The organism is Marinibactrum halimedae (assembly GCF_021234875.1).
Lineage (GTDB): Bacteria > Pseudomonadota > Gammaproteobacteria > Pseudomonadales > Cellvibrionaceae > Marinibactrum > Marinibactrum halimedae.
Genome location: NZ_JAJQVM010000013.1, coordinates 23,412 through 41,098, shown reverse-complemented (window position 1 = coordinate 41,098; position 17,687 = coordinate 23,412). Strand labels below are relative to the sequence as shown.

Annotated in this window: 13 protein-coding genes; 6 read left to right on the top strand and 7 right to left on the bottom strand. The window is 44.8% G+C overall.

The window, feature by feature from the left end; genetic code table 11:
- Positions 1–288: 288 nt before the first annotated feature.
- Positions 289–1,557: an EF-hand domain-containing protein gene (locus LU351_RS09260; protein WP_232593789.1), complete on the bottom strand. Its 1,269-nt coding sequence runs from the start codon at positions 1,555–1,557 to the stop codon at positions 289–291.
- Positions 1,558–2,928: 1,371 nt separating this feature from the next.
- Here LU351_RS09260 and LU351_RS09255 point away from each other — a divergent pair.
- From LU351_RS09255 to LU351_RS09235, 5 genes are all read left to right on the top strand, one after another.
- Complete coding sequence (locus LU351_RS09255; protein WP_232593788.1) at positions 2,929–3,312, top strand: hypothetical protein; 384 nt, start codon at positions 2,929–2,931, stop codon at positions 3,310–3,312.
- Positions 3,313–3,785: 473 nt separating this feature from the next.
- The gene (locus LU351_RS20905; protein WP_332840149.1) at positions 3,786–4,850 is read left to right on the top strand and encodes a response regulator; all 1,065 of its coding nucleotides are present in this window, start codon (positions 3,786–3,788) and stop codon (positions 4,848–4,850) included.
- A gap of 3 nt (positions 4,851–4,853) precedes the next feature.
- Positions 4,854–5,450: a PAS domain-containing protein gene (locus tag LU351_RS09245; protein WP_232593787.1), complete on the top strand. Its 597-nt coding sequence runs from the start codon at positions 4,854–4,856 to the stop codon at positions 5,448–5,450.
- A complete protein-coding gene (locus LU351_RS09240; RefSeq protein WP_232593786.1) occupies positions 5,366–5,821 on the top strand; it encodes a GGDEF domain-containing protein in 456 nt (151 codons plus the stop codon). Before LU351_RS09245 ends, LU351_RS09240 begins: the two co-directional genes overlap by 85 nt.
- A gap of 361 nt (positions 5,822–6,182) precedes the next feature.
- Positions 6,183–6,530 carry a type 1 pili tip component gene (locus LU351_RS09235; protein WP_232593785.1) on the top strand — a complete coding sequence of 116 codons (348 nt, stop codon included), beginning with the start codon at positions 6,183–6,185 and terminating at the stop codon, positions 6,528–6,530.
- A gap of 176 nt (positions 6,531–6,706) precedes the next feature.
- Here LU351_RS09235 and mazG read toward each other — a convergent pair whose 3' ends face one another.
- The 4 genes from mazG to cysM all read right to left on the bottom strand — a co-directional run bounded on the left by mazG (position 6,707) and on the right by cysM (position 12,498).
- Entirely contained in the window at positions 6,707–7,585 is an 879-nt protein-coding gene (mazG, locus tag LU351_RS09230) for a nucleoside triphosphate pyrophosphohydrolase (protein ID WP_284285412.1), read from the bottom strand.
- Between the two features lie 26 nt (positions 7,586–7,611).
- The gene (relA, locus tag LU351_RS09225) at positions 7,612–9,855 is read right to left on the bottom strand and encodes a GTP diphosphokinase (RefSeq protein WP_232593784.1); all 2,244 of its coding nucleotides are present in this window, start codon (positions 9,853–9,855) and stop codon (positions 7,612–7,614) included.
- A 70-nt stretch (positions 9,856–9,925) separates the two neighbouring features.
- Complete coding sequence (locus LU351_RS20900; protein WP_232593783.1) at positions 9,926–11,416, bottom strand: methyltransferase domain-containing protein; 1,491 nt, start codon at positions 11,414–11,416, stop codon at positions 9,926–9,928.
- A 164-nt stretch (positions 11,417–11,580) separates the two neighbouring features.
- Positions 11,581–12,498: a cysteine synthase CysM gene (gene cysM / locus LU351_RS09215; protein WP_232593847.1), complete on the bottom strand. Its 918-nt coding sequence runs from the start codon at positions 12,496–12,498 to the stop codon at positions 11,581–11,583.
- Between the two features lie 353 nt (positions 12,499–12,851).
- Between cysM and LU351_RS09210 the strand changes: the two genes are divergently transcribed.
- Positions 12,852–15,737 (top strand): response regulator, encoded by a 2,886-nt coding sequence (locus LU351_RS09210; RefSeq protein WP_232593782.1) that lies wholly within the window; start codon positions 12,852–12,854, stop codon positions 15,735–15,737.
- A gap of 73 nt (positions 15,738–15,810) precedes the next feature.
- Here the strand turns inward: LU351_RS09210 and recO are convergent, their stop codons facing one another.
- Together recO and era are read right to left on the bottom strand one after the other, a co-directional pair.
- Positions 15,811–16,677, bottom strand: coding sequence for a DNA repair protein RecO (gene recO, locus LU351_RS09205; RefSeq protein ID WP_232593781.1), 867 nt, complete (start codon positions 16,675–16,677; stop codon positions 15,811–15,813).
- 54 nt (positions 16,678–16,731) lie between these two features.
- Positions 16,732–17,664, bottom strand: coding sequence for a GTPase Era (gene era / locus LU351_RS09200; protein ID WP_232593780.1), 933 nt, complete (start codon positions 17,662–17,664; stop codon positions 16,732–16,734).
- Positions 17,665–17,687 lie beyond the last annotated feature (23 nt).

The window sequence follows — 17,687 nt, the reverse complement described above, 5'->3', positions numbered from 1 at the left end:
GGCACAATGAAAAAAATTGATTGGAAAGTCTGGTCGAGTAATACGAAGTTTCTTAAAAACGCTGTAAATTCTAATTTCAAAAAGAACAAAATTCAACCAGAAAAGGATGAATTCATAATATTGTCACCAAAAACACCCATATTGGCACAATAAAAATTAATTAGATTAAAAAAGAGTTGTGATTTCATAGAACTACACCACACAGTACTTATAGAAACTGTGTGGTGTAGTTGCTTATTATTCGATGAATAATTGATAAGCTCACTAAAAAGAACTTCTGAGTGCCTATTACAAACAATAATTATTCATTTGCTGCTCAGTAAAACACTGGCCTCGACTGGCACACCAATAAGGGTGTGAATCTCCGCAATTATCACTTGGGATTAAATCATCTGGCTCATCCGAAGGCGGAGTATCATCAACTGGAGGCATTACCGGGTCGGTAGACGGCGCCGTCGGAACAGAACAGTAGTTATTCATTTGCTCTTCCGTAAAACAAGCTCTATTTGACGGACAACGGTATGGGTGTGAACTGCCACAGGATGAATCCAAATAATCACTCAAATTCGAACCTGGATTACCGGTATTAGAATCATCCGACCCTGGGTCGTCCGTTCCTGGATTACCTGTATTTGCCCCATCTCTCATTGAATTGTACAACGCTTTGTAAGGACCGTTATAGCCCGCCTCACAAACTCGTCGAGTGGTTCCCGTATAAGCAGGATCGTAAAACGCCTTAACGCCCGAGGCCGAACCTGCTATGGTGCGACCATTATCTTTCCAATAGCTTGGCTGCCAAGTGCGTGTGTATTCCAGTAGTTTTTCCTTAATTTTATCTTCGCCCTCAAGATCCCCTGCGTATTTATCGATCATGGGTTCACCCAAATACAACCCGATGTACGATAAAATATCATCCGTTGCTAACCCAGAGCTGAACCCCGTAGACAATAATTGGCATTGATCACTGCCTTTAACTTGTCCTGCTTCATTCCGAGTAATAGTGCCATCACCGTTAGAATCCAGTTCATTGGCCAACTGCCACCCTCTCTCACTGGCTAAAGTCACTTCCGCACCATCAATAACGTTATTACCGTTGCTGTCTACCGAAAACAACGTGGCGAAGTAAAACGCCGCATCGGCGGAAGACATTTCATAATCGGTGCCGGGAATTCGACTCTGTCCTGCTGGAACGTTTCTATCGCCGTAATCGGCCTCTCGAATAAACCGATCATCAATATCAATACACAAGTTGTACTCAATATCTTTTATAGACTCAACAGACTGTGAACTGTCGTGACAGAAACCAGAAGTGCCCACCACGCCCCCGGCCGCATTGGCACATGCTGTTCCGTTCGCCAATACCGTAACACACACAGAATCACACCAAGGCTGTGTGTGCTCAGTACGCATATCTTTACCCACCTGTGCAGGGTGTTTTTCCCCTAATTGAATCGGTGGGCACTGCTGCGCCATAGCCATAGTACCTGAAAGCAATAGAGCCACTCCCAATGCACCTGCTGTTGCTTTTTTTAATGGATTAAAATAATTAATTGTCATGCAAAATCTCCAGTATTGAACATTATTTTTATTGTGAAACTTTCGATATTGTGGAACTTTCGATTTACTCGTCATTAAAAGTAAAAAATTACGCATTTACTTTTACTTCAAAGTTTGTTTTTAGAGGTAACGTTCGATGCGTATTATTCGATGCATTAATCGTATTAATAATTAATACAAAGCACACTTAATACGCTACAAATGCCATCAAATAAGCGTCAACAACCACTTTGAGGAACCAGACAAAAAGCTCGATCAGACAGAAAACCGAAAAACAACGAGAATTTTGCACATAACAGATTTATTTAACACAAACGACGTTCACAATAAGTGTGCTCACGACTCACAAAAAAGACACTCGTAACAACAGATGAAAATCAACACTTTTTGCCAGACTTATATTATTTTTTTAATTCTGTCTTTTATTGAACATCCAACCAATCGTTATCACCACAACGTATACCTCTGTCACCCCCTATTTAAAACAGCTTCAAATTTAATAAATAACCTCAACCTCTCACCCCGAAACATACCGCCATATCGATAAAAAGCGAGACAACAGAATGAAATCGATTACATTTCACCATGACTCAGAAAAAAATCCAACTCTTTTTGCTTACCTTTAAAGCAATATTTCAAAAAGAAACAATATTGAATAGCAGGAAAAACAAGAACACAGCATTGCGCTAGGCGATTGATAAAACAAAAGAAAAGATACTCATTATTTCTAAATAAATGGGTTTACCTCAGATATAACTCGTCCATTAACAATCACTCCCCTTTTATTTCGTATCAAAGTGTCACAGATAGTAACAACATCAACTTTTTTGTTATCCATATAAGTTACTCCATCATTTAAAAAAACATGGATATTTACTATCACACAGCGATCGACGAAAAGCGGCAATACGCCCAACCAAGTAATTGAACAATTCGAGAATAAACCATCGAGAGAAGCTATTGTTCACCTGTCTTTGTTCACCTACCTATCTTTGCTCACCGACCAATGGAGATAATTTCTATTTCTCTTTCCTAAGTTATACAAAATGGTGAAGTTATATATGACCAATAACCCTCATTTTTCTGAATACCTTCATACTCGTTTCATTTGCTACTTTTTAGTTTCAATCAATACCCAATTCATTCGCATTAGGAGATTTGAGAAGTAGAAAAAGGCGTCTTTAAGGCTATCCAACCAACATTGGAATAAATATTGATAATTTTGTGAAATTATTCCTATAATTATTCAGCTAAAGCCAGTATGGCATTGCTTGGGGCTGTCATGAGTAATATCATATTAATTACACCATGATTGGTATATTTAGGACGATAAGACAAATACTGATATTTAGGGTAACGGACGTGCTCAACATGACTTTGCGATTGGTCAGTAATGATCAGTACATCGAATTTTCCGCCAATAGCAGCTGCCTTCGCTCCCGATTAAACCAAGCGTTTATTGACTTACAATTATCCGGGGGTGGGAAAAGCGCTCGTTTAGAGATGCTGCATCACATTCATGGTTGGGAGTTGGTTTGCTATAACGACGCCTACATGCGCATCAACTCGCCCCTGACCATCAACTACATGCGCCTTCTCGGTGGCATTTATCAAACTTTCTTTCACCTAGAGCGCCTACCTACGGATGCAGAACGCAGCGAGAAACGCCGCCAACGCCAGGCAAAACGCAGACATCAAACAGCCCTTGAGCGCAGACAACGCTTCAAGCTGATCGTAAGCCCTCAAGCCTGTTAACACAAATACATAAGAAAGCGCTCTACCTCCCCCAGCTTGGGTACCCAGCTCTCTGAATCTCGCCACCCAACGCTTTCATTACAAGGTGATTCGATTACAAACGTATTCAATATCAAGCCATTCTGTAAGAAATACATAGTAAGAAATACACAGTAAGAAGTGCATCGCCCAAAAAACAACCATCACTTAAATATGATTAATATTTCACCATAACAGGCTGGCTTTTTACCCCTTTCTTTCTCATCTTAAGTAAATCCACGCAATTGCCGTGTAAACCCGGGTTTTTCAACTACTTTTAAGAATAAGCCCTGTTTGATTTAGTGCCGAATGACAATTTTCTGCCCAAGCAAGGTAAAGATGGAACCCATCAGCTAAGCTTATGCTGCTTTGTAAACACTGGGTTTAAAGAAAAGGTTTGCAGTGCCAGTATCTCTAATGCTGGAACTGAGGATGAAGAGCGACGATAAAAGCGAATGACGACTCCGATCGTAATATGTGATGACTCGGGCATGGCGCGAAAGCAGATTGCGCGATCACTTCCCCCTAATTGGCCAGTCACAATTACCTTTGCAGGCAATGGTCAAGAAGCCCTAGAGGCACTTCAAGCCGGGCACGGCGAAGTGATGTTTTTAGATTTGACTATGCCCGTTATGGATGGCTTTGAAACCCTAGAAAACATCCGCAAGTTAGACTTGCCCACGATGGTTGTTGTGGTCTCCGGCGATATTCAAGAAAAGGCCAGAGCACGCGTACTCTCTCTCGGGGCACTGGATTTTATTAAAAAGCCTGCGGAGCCAGACACCGTTCTTGAAGTGTTAACCCGCTTTGGCCTCTATACTCCAAGCTCTGACGAGACACTTACTGCTGCACCTCAAGCCACGAAATCTGTATCCGATACTCAATCGGAAACAACTCAATCTGACCTTTCCTCTAGGCAGAGTAGCAGCCAATTTGAGGTATCGAGCTTTGATTGCTATCAGGAAATTACCAACGTTGCCATGGGACGAGCCGGTGACTTACTCGCCAAACTGACCGGGGAATTCGTGCAGCTGCCTGTACCTAAGGTCAACATGCTCGAACCCAGTGAATTACACATGGCACTTAATTTTGCAGCAGAGGAATCAATCTCTGCGGTCTGCCAAGGCTTCATCGGGCCGGGCATATCGGGGGAGGCTTTGTTACTGTTTGAAGACACTTCGATCAACAGCATGGCACGCCTTCTCCATTACAGCAAAATTACACCAGATACCGAAGTTGAAGTACTTACCGACCTTTCCGGAGCTTTATTAGGCGCGATTTTAAATGGACTTGGGGAACAGCTGAATATCACGTTCAGCCAAAGTTACCCCAACGTACTAGGGCGGCATTCCCCGGTCAGCCAATTGATCGATGCCAACGTCAAACGCTGGAATACCACTCTGACCATTGAGGTCACCTATCAAATCGAAAACTTTGATATCGTCTGCGACGTTCTATTGTTATTTACGGCGGACTCCGTGCGCTCCATTGACGCCCGCCTGGAATATCTGTTGGGGTAACTCATGCAACTTGAAATCAGTAACATGCATTGGATGATGTACATCCTGCAAACCATTGACGTGGGTATTGTGGTGGTTGATAAAAACTACAAGATCTGTGTGTGGAATGGATTTATGGAAAATCACTCTGGCATGTCTGCCGAACATGCCCATCAAAAAGACATTTTCACAGTCTACCCCGACGTCTCTAAAGAGTGGCTAAAACACAAAATTGATTCGGTTTTTTTATTGGATAATCGCGCCTATACCATTTGGGAAGAGCGCCCCTACGTATTCAAATTTAAAAACTATCGGCCCATCACCGGGACAGCCGATTTTATGTATCAATACACCACGCTCATTCCACTCAAATCCATCAAAGGAGACATCTCTCATGTCGGTATTATTGTTTATGATGTTACCGACATTGCCGTAAACCGTTTGGCGTTAAAAGAAGCAAACGATATTCTGGCTCTCAACAGCATTACAGATCAAATGACCCCCAGCTTTTTAATCGGGGGCACTGGGAAACGCGTTTGCAACAGGAATATCAACGTTTTGTTCGCTCTGGCAATACCGTATCCCTCATTATGTTTGATATCGATCACTTTAAAAAAGTGAACGATACCTATGGCCACCAACCCGGTGACGACGTGATTAAATCAGTTGCCAGCTTAGTGTTAGAAACAAAACGAGACATTGACATTGCCGGGCGATACGGCGGTGAAGAATTCGGTATTATCCTAGCCAATACCTGTGCAGATAGCGCCAAGGTTTTTGCTGAACGATTACGACAACGTGTGGAACAAACTGTGGTGGATACCGGCGAACACAAAATTCAATTCACCATTAGCTTGGGCATCTCAGAAGCTTCTTCTGATATCGATAATTACAAAGCGTGGCTAAAACAAGCAGACGCCGCACTCTACGCGTCAAAACGCGGTGGCCGTAATCAGTCTTCTGTTTACAAAGAAGGAATGGAAATGGAGTAAGTCTTCGAATACATACTCATCAAGAGCGGTGCCTGCACCGCTGATCTATAAGAGAATTATCTCACTAAACTGTGTTTTTTTGTGCATTGTTCAGAATCCATCCAGCTTTCATCAACTATAAATACTCTCGTACGTATCCTAATCATAAACACACCGAAACGACTACAAACGTTCTTGTATTGAAACTCGGCGCATACAAAAAACGCCACAGTCATTGAATGGTCAACCAGGGCTGGGTACCATTACCGCCCGACCTAGCAATAACATAGCAACAAGAATGATGAACGATACTGATAGACAGAGGGCGACACGATAAGCCCTTACCTATTGGATATCGGATGCACACACACTGAGGTTGGAAATGAAACTGAACGAATTAGCCCAATTATGGGAATCAACGGCATCTGGTCAAATGACAGAGTCAGAGTATCATCTTAAGTTGCCCGTAGAGGATGCTGCCAAACTGGAAGCCCTCTGCGAGCTTTACCCCAAACGCACCAAAGAACAATTATTGACAGATCTTCTCTCTGCCGCACTGGAAGATGTGGAAAAAAGCCTACCTTATGTGCCCGGTAAAACCGTCGTAGCAACCGACGAAATGGGCGATCCACTCTATGAAGATGTGGGCCCTACCCCCAAATATCTGTCGCTGAGTAAAAAGCATTTACAACGTTTACGCAGCACGTTGAAGCCTTCAACAAATCATTAACTCTTCATCGCGCTTTTCGTGAGCGCTCTTCATGAATGCCCCGATAACATCTGCATCCGGGCACTCATGAAGACAACAATGAATCTTTACGCTTCTTACTTAACTCTTATTTTTAATTGAAAGTTTTAATTGGGAATTTTAATTGAGAGTCTTAATTCCCACCCTATTGTACTTTTCTACTCTTTTTCACATTCGTTTTGTTTTGCACTTTCCCATAGCGCATCTAACTGCGATAAGCTGAGAGAGTTCAGCGATTGCCCAGCCTCTTGGGCAGAAGCCTCCATATAACGTATTCGATTCTCGAACTTCCGATTCGCACTCCGCAGTGCCGCTTCAGAGTCAACCTTAAGATGGCGGGCAACATTGACCAATGAAAAGAACGTATCGCCTAGTTCCTCTTTAATACTATCGCGAATACTATCGTGAACTTCGATATGACTATTACAGTACTCATTATGATGATCTTGCTGTGCCTTAACCGCCGCTTTCAGTTCAGCCACCTCTTCTTCCAGTTTTTCTATCATGGCCTGCACACCTTCACCATCAAAACCAATACTGGCCGCGCGCTTTTGCAATTTTGCGGCACGAGTGATGGCCGGCAATGAAACAGGCACATCATCAAGCAGCCCTTTTGCCCCTTTAGATTCGCGCTCTTCAGCTTTAATTGCTTCCCAGCGCTGCTTTATCTCGGCATCCTGCTCTGGGCTCATTTGGCTTGCTTGATCCGACTTCACGCTTTCCAAAGTGCCATCTGGAAAGACGTGTGGATGCCGACGCACCAACTTTGCCACTAATGAATGCACAACCTTGTCGAAGGTAAACCACCCCTGCTCTTTGCCCAACTGCGCGTAAAAAATCACTTGGAACAGTAAGTCACCCAACTCTTCTGGCAAATGCTCAAAGTCCTCCGACTCAATAGCATCAGCCACCTCGTAAGCTTCTTCGATGGTAAAAGGCACAATGGTCGAAAACGTTTGTTTCGTATCCCATGGACAGCCAGTATCTGGGTCGCGCAAGCGCGCCATTAAGGTTTGCAAGTCTTCGATGGTGTACACGATATTGTCCAGAATAAGCGTACGCTTTAACGGCGACGGCGAGCTGAAGCCACATTGGGCAGTTGATTCATAATGGCCAGTACCCTTGAAAGCTCTTCAAAGCTTCGAATTTCGACCGTAAAAACCATATCTACGGTATTTTTTCCCTTATCCGATAGCGTTTGCATGGCACTGACATTAATGCGATGAGTATCGAGCAAAGTTGTAATGTCTTTTAATAAACCGTAACGATCAAAGGCTTCGATAATGACATCAACACTGTACATCTGTTGTGGCGCGGAACCCCAATCCACTTTGATAATTCGCTCTGGCTCATCTTCGCCTAACTGCAATATATTGGTGCAATCTTGACGATGAACCGACACTCCTCTTCCTAAGGTAATGTAACCCACAATGGCATCACCGGGGACAGGGTTACAGCACCCGGCGATGTGAGTGAGCATGTTACCCACCCCTTCGATAAAGATATCGTTGGCACCATCGGCTTTGACCTTGCTTTTTGACAGCGGCACCACCGGATCTTTAACGTCGTTAAAATCCAACAAACGCTGTGCAGCATTTAAGACCTGATGAACCCCTAAATCACTGGCGCCGACGGCGGCGTACAAATCGTCTAGGGATTTAAGGTTCATGGAATTGGCCAATCCATCGAAATCCAAATCCAATAGGCCCAGACGCTTAAATTCCCGATCCATCAAAGCACGGCCATCTTCGATGTTTTTATCTCGGGCCTGCATTTTAAACCAGTGCTGCACCTTGGCCCTGGCCCGAGATGTCATTAAATAGCCAAGCCCTGGGGCTAACCAATCTCGGCTGGGGGCTTCGCGCTTGCCGGTAAGAATTTCAACTTGATCAGACGTTTTCAGGGGGTGATTTAACGGCACAATACGACCATTCACTTTCGCCCCACGGCAACAGTGGCCAACGTCGGTATGAATACGATAGGCAAAGTCCAATGGGGTAGCAGACTGAGGCAAATCAATAATGTGCCCTTCCGGGGTGAACACATAAATGCGATCTTGCTCAACACCGGTCACCAAGTCATCTTGCAGAGGGTCACCCCCACCAATTTCATCGTGCCACTCTAAGACTTGCCTCAACCATTCGATTTTTTGTTCGTAACTGTCTTGAACCCCTTCTGAATCGGTGCCTTTGTAGCGCCAATGGGCACACACACCAAATTCCGCTTCTTCATGCATGGACTTCGTCCGAATCTGCACTTCCAAAACTTTCTGCTGAGGGCCAATCACCGCTGTATGCAAAGAGCGATACCCATTCTCTTTAGGGGAAGCGATATAATCATCGAACTCATTGGGAATATTGCGCCAAAGACTGTGGGCAATACCTAATACGCTGTAACAATCTCGAACGGTCGGCACCAAAATTCGTACCGCACGAATGTCATAAACTTGGGAAAAGCCAATGTCTTTACGCTGCATTTTCCGCCAAATGCTGTAAATATGCTTAGCCCGCCCCATTACGCTGCCATCGATATTGGCCTTGGCAAGCTCGGTATTGAGCGTGTTAATCACCTCGTCAATAAAGTGTTGTCGATCCAGCCGCTTTTCATCCAATAAACGCGCAATCTGTTTGTATTCATCCGCCTGCAAATAACGGAATGCCAAATCTTCCAGTTCCCATTTAATGTGCCCAATCCCCAAACGATGCGCTAAAGGCGCATAGATATCAGACACCTCCTTGGCCACCCGTTGACGCTTGTCATTAGGCGCATTTTTTACCGCACGAATCGCGCAAGTTCGCTCAGCCAGTTTAATGAGCGCAACACGCACATCGTCCACCATGGACACCAGCATCTTACGCACATTTTCGGTTTGCTCTGCGGACTCACGACCAAACACCGACTCTGGCGAATCATTGCGCATGTTGGTAATGATCGCCATCCCTTGCACACCACGAATCAACTTCGCGACAGCCGCCCCGAATTGAGACTCAAGATCATCCACGGATAAACGCTGTTCTCTTACTGCACGATACAAGACGGCGGCAATTAAGGTTTCGTGATCCAAATGCAGATCGGCCAAGATCTCGACCATCTCGAGACCCCAGCTGAGGCAATCAATATCAACAATACTGACCGACGCGGCAGGAACGTTCTCCTGCACGTTTTGCGTGAGCAGCGCAGCACGCACCAACGCACTCTTTTCTTTGTCGTTCAGCGTATTATTAAGAGTGTCCAGGCGATCGCACCATACTTGGATATCGATTCTGCCTTCCGCATCCAGCGGATGATCTTCACGTACTTTTACCATTGATCATCTTCTTATCTTGTCAGCGCATTCAACGCTGCGCTTTACAGTACAGTAACTCAAATATCGATCGTCATGCTTTGACAAACAACGCCATGGACTCCACATGTTTCGTGTGCGGAAACATATCCATCACGCCGATACGACGCAAATCGTAACCGAGCGCCCCCAATGCCTTTGCATCACGTACCAGCGTCGCTGGATTGCAAGAGACATAGACAATGCATTGCACCCCAAGTTTCGACAGCACCGGAAGGACTTCTAAGGCGCCCGCTCGAGGGGGATCCAATACCACAGCGTCCATTTTTAGTGGATCACTCTGGTTTAGTGGGTCACTCTGGTTTAGTGAGTCATTCTGAGACACATTCAACGCCCGACGAATATTGCCCAACCACCGAGTATCTAGAGGGTTGGATACCTCCACAGCCGTCAGATCCGCCGCAACAAAACACGCATTATCTATGCCATTGAGCATGGCATTGTGCTGGGCCTTCTGAGTCATGGAAGCAATTGCCTCAACCCCAATGACTTGCCCAACTTCTTTCGCTAACGGTAGGGAGAAGTTGCCTACACCACAAAACAAATCCAACACTCGCAAAGATTTGGGGTTGGTAAACTCTGAACACAACCAATTCACCGCTTGCCGAACCATGGCTTGGTTCACGTCGAAATTCACCTGAGTAAAGTCGATAGGTGAAAAGTTCAAACGCACATCCCATGATGGATGCCTCACAGAATAGACGGGCGCCTCTTTAGGCTCCATTTGAGGCCCCACTACAGACTCCATTTGAGGCCCCACTGCCTTACCCTTGTCACCCGGCGCCATATAAACGAGATTCTGGTCATCGCCTAAATACCAAACATCAACACTTTGCCCCGACAGTGCATCGGTTAAACAAGATTGGAGTTCATACCCGTTGTCGTGGCCGAATGATCTATTCGACTTCCCCATTGAGCAACGCACAACCACCGCGATACGCTCACCATCAAAAAGCAATTCAATGTGCTTGACGGGAAGTTGCTTGAGGGTGTGCTTTAATGACTGCCTCGTTAATGACTGTCGCGCTGTCTTTGCAGCGTCCGCACTGACTCGGTTTAACCATTGACGCAAAGGGTCAATAAGTAACGAAAGCGGCGCCACCAACACCGGACACTCTTGAATGGCGACAACCGTTTTACCACTTTGCTCACGAAAGCCCAGTGTCACCTGCCCATGCTTATCGTGCCAAATTGAGAGGCGAGCCCGGTATCGGTAACCTTCTGAGCTCGACAAAAGCGGTGGCGCCACCTCTTGCGGCCGAACTTTAGCGTGACGTTGGAGCTGATCCAACAACAAAGATTGCTTCACCTCAATTTGTCGATCGCTGCGTAAATGCTGCCAATGACAACCACCACATTGACCATAGTGAGGGCAACAAGGGGCAACACGATCGTGACTAGCCACTTGAACATCCACCAACCGCGCCTGGGAAAACGACTTTTCTTCTTGGATGATTTCGGCAGTGACGGTTTCCCCTTCTAAGGCTCCCTCCACAAAAATGGGTTTTTTCTGATCACGGGACACGCCCCTTGTGTCGTGAGAGTAACCAGAAATATTCAAAGTGACAGGTGTACATTTTTGAGAATCACCAGCACCGCAAGAACGTTTAGATCTTCCTACACTTGAATGTGGCTTTTTGGGGCGCTGGGGCTTGAAAAGTCGAGCCAATGGGAATTCCTAAATCTAAATCAAACATAAATACCCGATGACAGGTAACGATCACCTCTATCACAGATGATGGCCACAATCACGGCGTTCTCAACAGTTTTACTCAGGCGAAGAGCACCGGCAACGCTTCCCCCAGATGAAACACCACAGAAAATACCTTCTTGCTTGGCCAAAGCCCGCATGGTCTCTTCGGCTTCCACTTGTGCCATATTGATAATTTGGTCAACTCGGGTTTCATCAAAAATAGACGGCAAATAGGCTTTCGGCCAGCGACGAATACCCGGGATACTCGCTCCCTCTTCCGGTTGCAGCCCTACGATTTGAATATCAGGATTTTTTTCTTTCAAAAAACGAGAGGTTCCCATAATGGTGCCTGTCGTCCCCATAGAGCTGACAAAATGGGTAATAGTGCCATGGGTTTGCTGCCAAATTTCCGGCCCAGTGGTTTCATAATGAGCCAACGGGTTATCAGGGTTAGAAAACTGATCAAGCACTTTCCCTTTGCCTTCTTGTTCCATGGCCTTGGCCAAGTCACGAGCCCCTTCCATGCTGGATTCCTTATCTACCAAAATAAGCTCAGCACCGTAGGCTGCCATCGCCGCTTTACGTTCTGCCGTCATGTTATCGGGCATAATTAAGATCATACGATAGCCTTTCATGGCCGCCGCCATGGCCAGCGCAATTCCCGTATTGCCACTGGTCGCCTCAATTAACGTATCCCCTGGCGCGATTTCCCCTCGTTGTTCAGCACGGGAAATCATCGATAACGCCGGACGATCTTTCACAGAACCCGCTGGGTTATTGCCTTCCAACTTCAATAAAATGGTATTAGAGGAATGTGGATTCAATCGTTGCAAACGAACCAAAGGCGTCTGACCGACAACGCTTTCAATGGTCGGAAACTCTACAGAGTCCGAACTCGCGTCATTGGCGTTCATCCTATGGGGAGTTGACGAGGAATTCGTATCATTCATTCAAAATCATCCAAAATCTTGCGTGTATTTCAACCAGTCATCGACGGTGGTCAGGGGTAAGTCTTGTCTTGCCGGCATTTTAACGATGAAAACGGAGGGATTAAACCAATCACCCCGTTTTATTTTTCGCTCAACGCTTGTTTCTGCACAGCCATAAAACAATAATGAAGAGCGATAACCCTAATATCCGTATTGTTTAAACACACGGTTTCATATTGTGCGTTAAACATGCGGTTTAAAAATAATCAAAATTTTCACGTCGTGGAGAATTTGAGTATTCTCTTTAACGACCTTGAGTGGCAACAAGGCGATTTATCATGCACTTCCAGATACTTCAAAGCCTCATTCGTAAAATGGCGCTTTTGCCTTTTTCTCTCACCATTGCCATCTTGGCATTGCTGCTGACGGCCATTTACTACCGGGAAATGAACATCATTACCCGGTCGCAAACACAAAATACCGCCTCCGGTATCGCTCACCTCGCCAGCAATTATTTATATCAAAGAGATTACGACGCCACACAAAAAATTCTTAACGCCTACATGCAAAAAAATCACGTTCGCAGTGTGCGCGTATTAGATGCCAATGAACAAATTTTTACCCATATTGGGCCTCGTTATTCGAAAAAATCACCCAAAGCCAATTGGTTCAGCAACCAAGCTCAGGTATCTGGCACCACCATCGAAAATCAATACAGAATGAGTTATCCCATTGTGTCAGACGTCAATGGTGAGGTGATCGGCTGGGTAGACATCGTGGTGGATCAAACCCCCATGCGGCTCATTTATTTTGAATTTGTCCTGGCCATTTTTTGCTTATGCTTTGCCGTACCAGTGATCTCCGCGATTGCTCTGCAATTGTGGTTAAAACGCTTCAAACCCGCCATTAAAGAAATCGAAGAAAGCCTACGTGCCGTCGGTGCGGGCAACTATAAATACCGTATTCGATTAGACAGTAACAGCGAGTTAAAACCCTTGGCGGACGATGTGAATTGGATGGCGCGCTCTATTGAGCAGGCACAAGTGGAACTGCAATCCAATGTTGAGCAGTCGATGAACGATCTTCGAGAGACCATGGAAACCATCGAAATTCAAAATATTGAGCTTGACCTTGCCCGTAAAAAAGCATTAGAAGCCAGCCGAATTAAATCCGAATTTCTTGCCAATACTAGCCATGAAATTCGTACCCCATTAAACGGAATTATCGGGTTTTCTCAACTGCTACTCAAAAGCGATGTCAACGAACAACAAACCGAGTATTTACGAACCATTGAAACCTCGTCTCAGGGATTATTGACCATTATTAACGATATTTTGGATTTTTCCCAAATCGAATCCGGGCAAGTTCACCTCGACTACGCCCCAATGAATTTACGCACCGTATTAGAAGAAACCGTGCAGATTCTGGCTCCAGAAGCCATTAAAAAACAACTGGAAGTCATCACCCTGACCGCACCCGACATTCCCATGCAATTGGTAGGAGACCCTTTACGATTAAAACAAATCCTCACCAACCTACTCAGCAACGCCATTAAATATTCAGAAAAAGGCAATGTTATTTTACGGGTTAAAAAAGATGAGTCGATTACGACGTTAAAAAATGAGAATCAAAAATCCAACCCCTTATTATTTTCGGTCGAAGACAGCGGCATTGGTATTGATACCGACAAAAATCAACTCTTTGAAGCCTTCTCCAAAGTCGACAACAAAGACAACCGACGCGTCGGTGGAACAGGCTTAGGCCTGGCCATTTCCAAAGGACTCGTTACCGCCATGGGTGGCAATATTGGTGTACACAGCGTGCCGGGTGAAGGGTCGACATTTTGGTTTTCTCTGAAGCTCGACAGCGGAGCAAAGCCAAAAGACAACCAATATGCCGCCTTAATGGGCATATCCATTATGGTCTGCAGCGCCAACGCCCTTCTCAGGGAGCAACTGCAACAAACGCTCTCTTTGTGGAAAGTACACGTCGAGCTCATTGACTCTCCCGATAACATACTGAAGACGGCAGGAAAGCTCACTAACGAAAATAAACCTCAACAGTTGCTCCTTCTTGATGTCAATGAATTTGAGTCCATTGCGGAAGAAGCGAATTTCATTGACCAACTGAGTTATCAGTTAAATTTAGACTTCCACTGCAAAACCGTATTATTAACTACCCCCTACCGCCAACGTGACTTGCAATTGGAACACATTAACAAATCGGTGGCTTATGCCAATAAGCCTGCTGTACAAGATCGACTTTATCGCACTATTTGCACACACCTCAATTTAAATAAACAAATTAAAGAAGCCAAAAACACCAAATCCATTACCGTAGAAGGGCGCCCCCCCAAAATACTGGCCGTTGATGACAACCCTGCCAATTTGATGCTAGTGAAGGAATTTTTAATTAATTTAGGCGCAGAAACTCACACCGCCACCAATGGGGAAGAAGCCATCAAAATTTGCCAAACTGACGCCTTTGATTTAATTTTTATGGATATTCAAATGCCGGGCATTGATGGAATGGAGGCCACAAAAACCATTCGACAACAAACCCCCAGCAACCAACCTCGCACTCCGATTGTAGCTCTCACCGCTCATGCAGTTAATGAAAAAAAATCGCAACTGTTACTGGCCGGCATGGACGATTATTTAAGTAAGCCGATTACTGAGGATCAGCTCATTCATATTATTCAACGCTGGTGTAATGCCACAACCAGTAATGCGTTTGCGAAATCCCCAATGACCGAAAAGGTCATGAATATCCATACGCTTCATCCTAAAAAAGAGGCGCAACAAACACCTCAACCTGCCGCCGCTCAACACCAAACCGGCAATGCAGTAAAAGTCACATCAGCCCCAGCAGAAAAGGTGGTGGACATCGGGCTATGCTTACAGCTGAGCAACCAAAAGAGTCGTCTTGCCCACGATATGCTAGCGATGCTAGTCGATAACCTTCCCAAAGACCTTGAAAAAATTCGGCAATATTACGAGACAAAAACTTTTTCAGAGCTGGAGCATACTGTACACAAGCTGCATGGTGGAGCCAGTTACACCGGCGTGCCAAAGCTAAAAGAAGCAGCCTCAGCTTTAGACAAACTCTTGCAAAACAAACATTACGATAATTTAGATTCCCCTATAAACGCCTTAACCGAATCCATAGAAGAGTTATTAGTGTGGTCTTCTGAAATGGATTTGGCAGTGCTGTTTGAGGAATAAAGTGGGTATTTGTAAATAAGCATTTTTTGAGAAACAAAATGCTTATTTACAGATCCGCTTGAAAGCGATGACACTAAGAAGAGTCTTTAAAAGTGTGCCAAACCTTGCGAAGCAAAGCTTGACTTTTCAAGGGGCGATCACCCAATCGGGCCATAATTGCCAGATGGGCAATGCGTTTCGCACAATGGCGTGCAGGAGCTGACAAGTGAGTAAGGTAAGCCTCTTTATTTCCTTTTGAGGGGACTATCATTTCATTTTGATTTTGCAAAAAATCACCGATCTGAAGCAATTGCTCGCCCAAAAAAATGTCTCTACCCTGAACAATCTTATAATGCTCACTGGCACTTTTCGATAAAATCGCTTCTGTTTTTACCGATGTTGCTTCGACAAAACCATTTTCAACATCAAACCAGTAATAAAGATTAGGTTGAATACTGATTCCAGTGAGAGGCTGACAATGGAAATTCACCCCCACACCCAAAACATTCAATAATAGAAACTCCAATCGCCTTAATTGCTCTGTAAACCATGCTAATTGTTGCGATGCAAGATCCGTTGCAGAAGCCAATATAACAAAATGGTTGTACGCCATGAATAATGACGAAAGCACTTCTTCTTTTGGCACCAAACGTAACAGCAACTCATTCACATACATAACACAGTAATAACCCAAGCCCATTGACACGGTACGATATTGAGCCACCTCCACGTCACGTAACGATTTTAATTCCCCACGACCTGACCACGTAATGTGAATGGGTAGCAGAGGAGTAAGTAATGAGACCTGAGAAGATTTTTTTCGCTTAGCGCCTTTGGCCACAAGGGAGATGCGACCAAAGTTTGCCGTAAAACAATCGACGATTAAACTGGTTTCTCGATAAGGCCGTGTATGCAATACGTAAGCAGGTTGAAAATCAATGGCGGGGTTCAACACATTCATTTCACCCCACATTGAGAAAAGAAAAGCACATTATAGAAAGGAAGTTAAAAAACGTTATTGCGGATCATCATACCCCAAACTCCGCAATGCACGCTCATCATCAGACCAACCCGCTTTAACTTTCACCCACAAATTTAACATGACTTTTTCTTCGAAAAGATTCTCCATATCCAGCCGCGCCTGCTGACCAATCTTTTTAATACGATCGCCTTTATCTCCAATTAAAATACGCTTTTGACCTTTGCGCTCCACCAAAATTAACGCGCTAATGTGAATAATGCTGCCTTCGTGCCGAAATTCTTCAATTTCCACCGCCATTTGGTAAGGTAATTCGTCCCCCAACTGGCGCGTGATTTTTTCGCGAATAATTTCCGCCGCCATAAAACGGCTACTGCGATCGGTAATTTGATCTTCCGGGAAAAAATGCTCACCTTCTGGTAGATGACGATCAATAATCGCTTCCAATTGTTCCAAGTTGGTCTTTTGTAATGCAGAGACCGGTATCACCTCTTCACAATTAATGGCTTCTGTGAGCGCCTGTAGGTGTGGTAATAAAGCGGCTTTATCTTCGACTCGATCCACTTTATTCACCGCGAGTACAATCGGGCATTCACAATTTGCTAAGCGCTCGGCCACCAATTGATCTTCTTCCGTCCACACAGTTCGATCAACAACGAAAATCACCAAATCCACGTCTTTAACAGCAGTATTAGCAGAGCGATTCATAAAGCGATTAATGGCCTTGGTTTGCCCGAGATGCATTCCGGGGGTGTCTACAAAGATGGCCTGAGTCCCACCTTCCGTTTTAATCCCCAACATGTTGTTTCGCGTGGTTTGCGGTTTCCGCGAAGTAATACTGATCTTCTGACCCAACAAATGATTTAATAGCGTGGATTTACCCACATTGGGTCTACCCACAATCGCCACATAACCACAGCGTTTAATGGATGCTACCTCTGTTGAGGAAGGGGTAAGGTCGTCGCTCATGAATCTACTCTTCTTTATTTTTC

Excerpts from the sequence above, each read along its gene's own strand:
- LU351_RS09260 (WP_232593789.1), bottom strand. The coding sequence starts at position 1,557 with ATGACAATTAATTATTTTAATCCATTAAAAAAAGCAACAGCAGGTGCA.
- LU351_RS09255 (WP_232593788.1), top strand. The coding sequence starts at position 2,929 with ATGACTTTGCGATTGGTCAGTAATGATCAGTACATCGAATTTTCCGCC.
- LU351_RS20905 (WP_332840149.1), top strand. The coding sequence starts at position 3,786 with ATGACGACTCCGATCGTAATATGTGATGACTCGGGCATGGCGCGAAAG.
- LU351_RS09245 (WP_232593787.1), top strand. The coding sequence starts at position 4,854 with ATGCAACTTGAAATCAGTAACATGCATTGGATGATGTACATCCTGCAA.
- LU351_RS09235 (WP_232593785.1), top strand. The coding sequence starts at position 6,183 with ATGAAACTGAACGAATTAGCCCAATTATGGGAATCAACGGCATCTGGT.
- relA (WP_232593784.1), bottom strand. The coding sequence starts at position 9,855 with ATGGTAAAAGTACGTGAAGATCATCCGCTGGATGCGGAAGGCAGAATC.
- cysM (WP_232593847.1), bottom strand. The coding sequence starts at position 12,498 with ATGAACGCCAATGACGCGAGTTCGGACTCTGTAGAGTTTCCGACCATT.
- LU351_RS09210 (WP_232593782.1), top strand. The coding sequence starts at position 12,852 with ATGCACTTCCAGATACTTCAAAGCCTCATTCGTAAAATGGCGCTTTTG.
- recO (WP_232593781.1), bottom strand. The coding sequence starts at position 16,677 with ATGAATGTGTTGAACCCCGCCATTGATTTTCAACCTGCTTACGTATTG.
- era (WP_232593780.1), bottom strand. The coding sequence starts at position 17,664 with ATGAGCGACGACCTTACCCCTTCCTCAACAGAGGTAGCATCCATTAAA.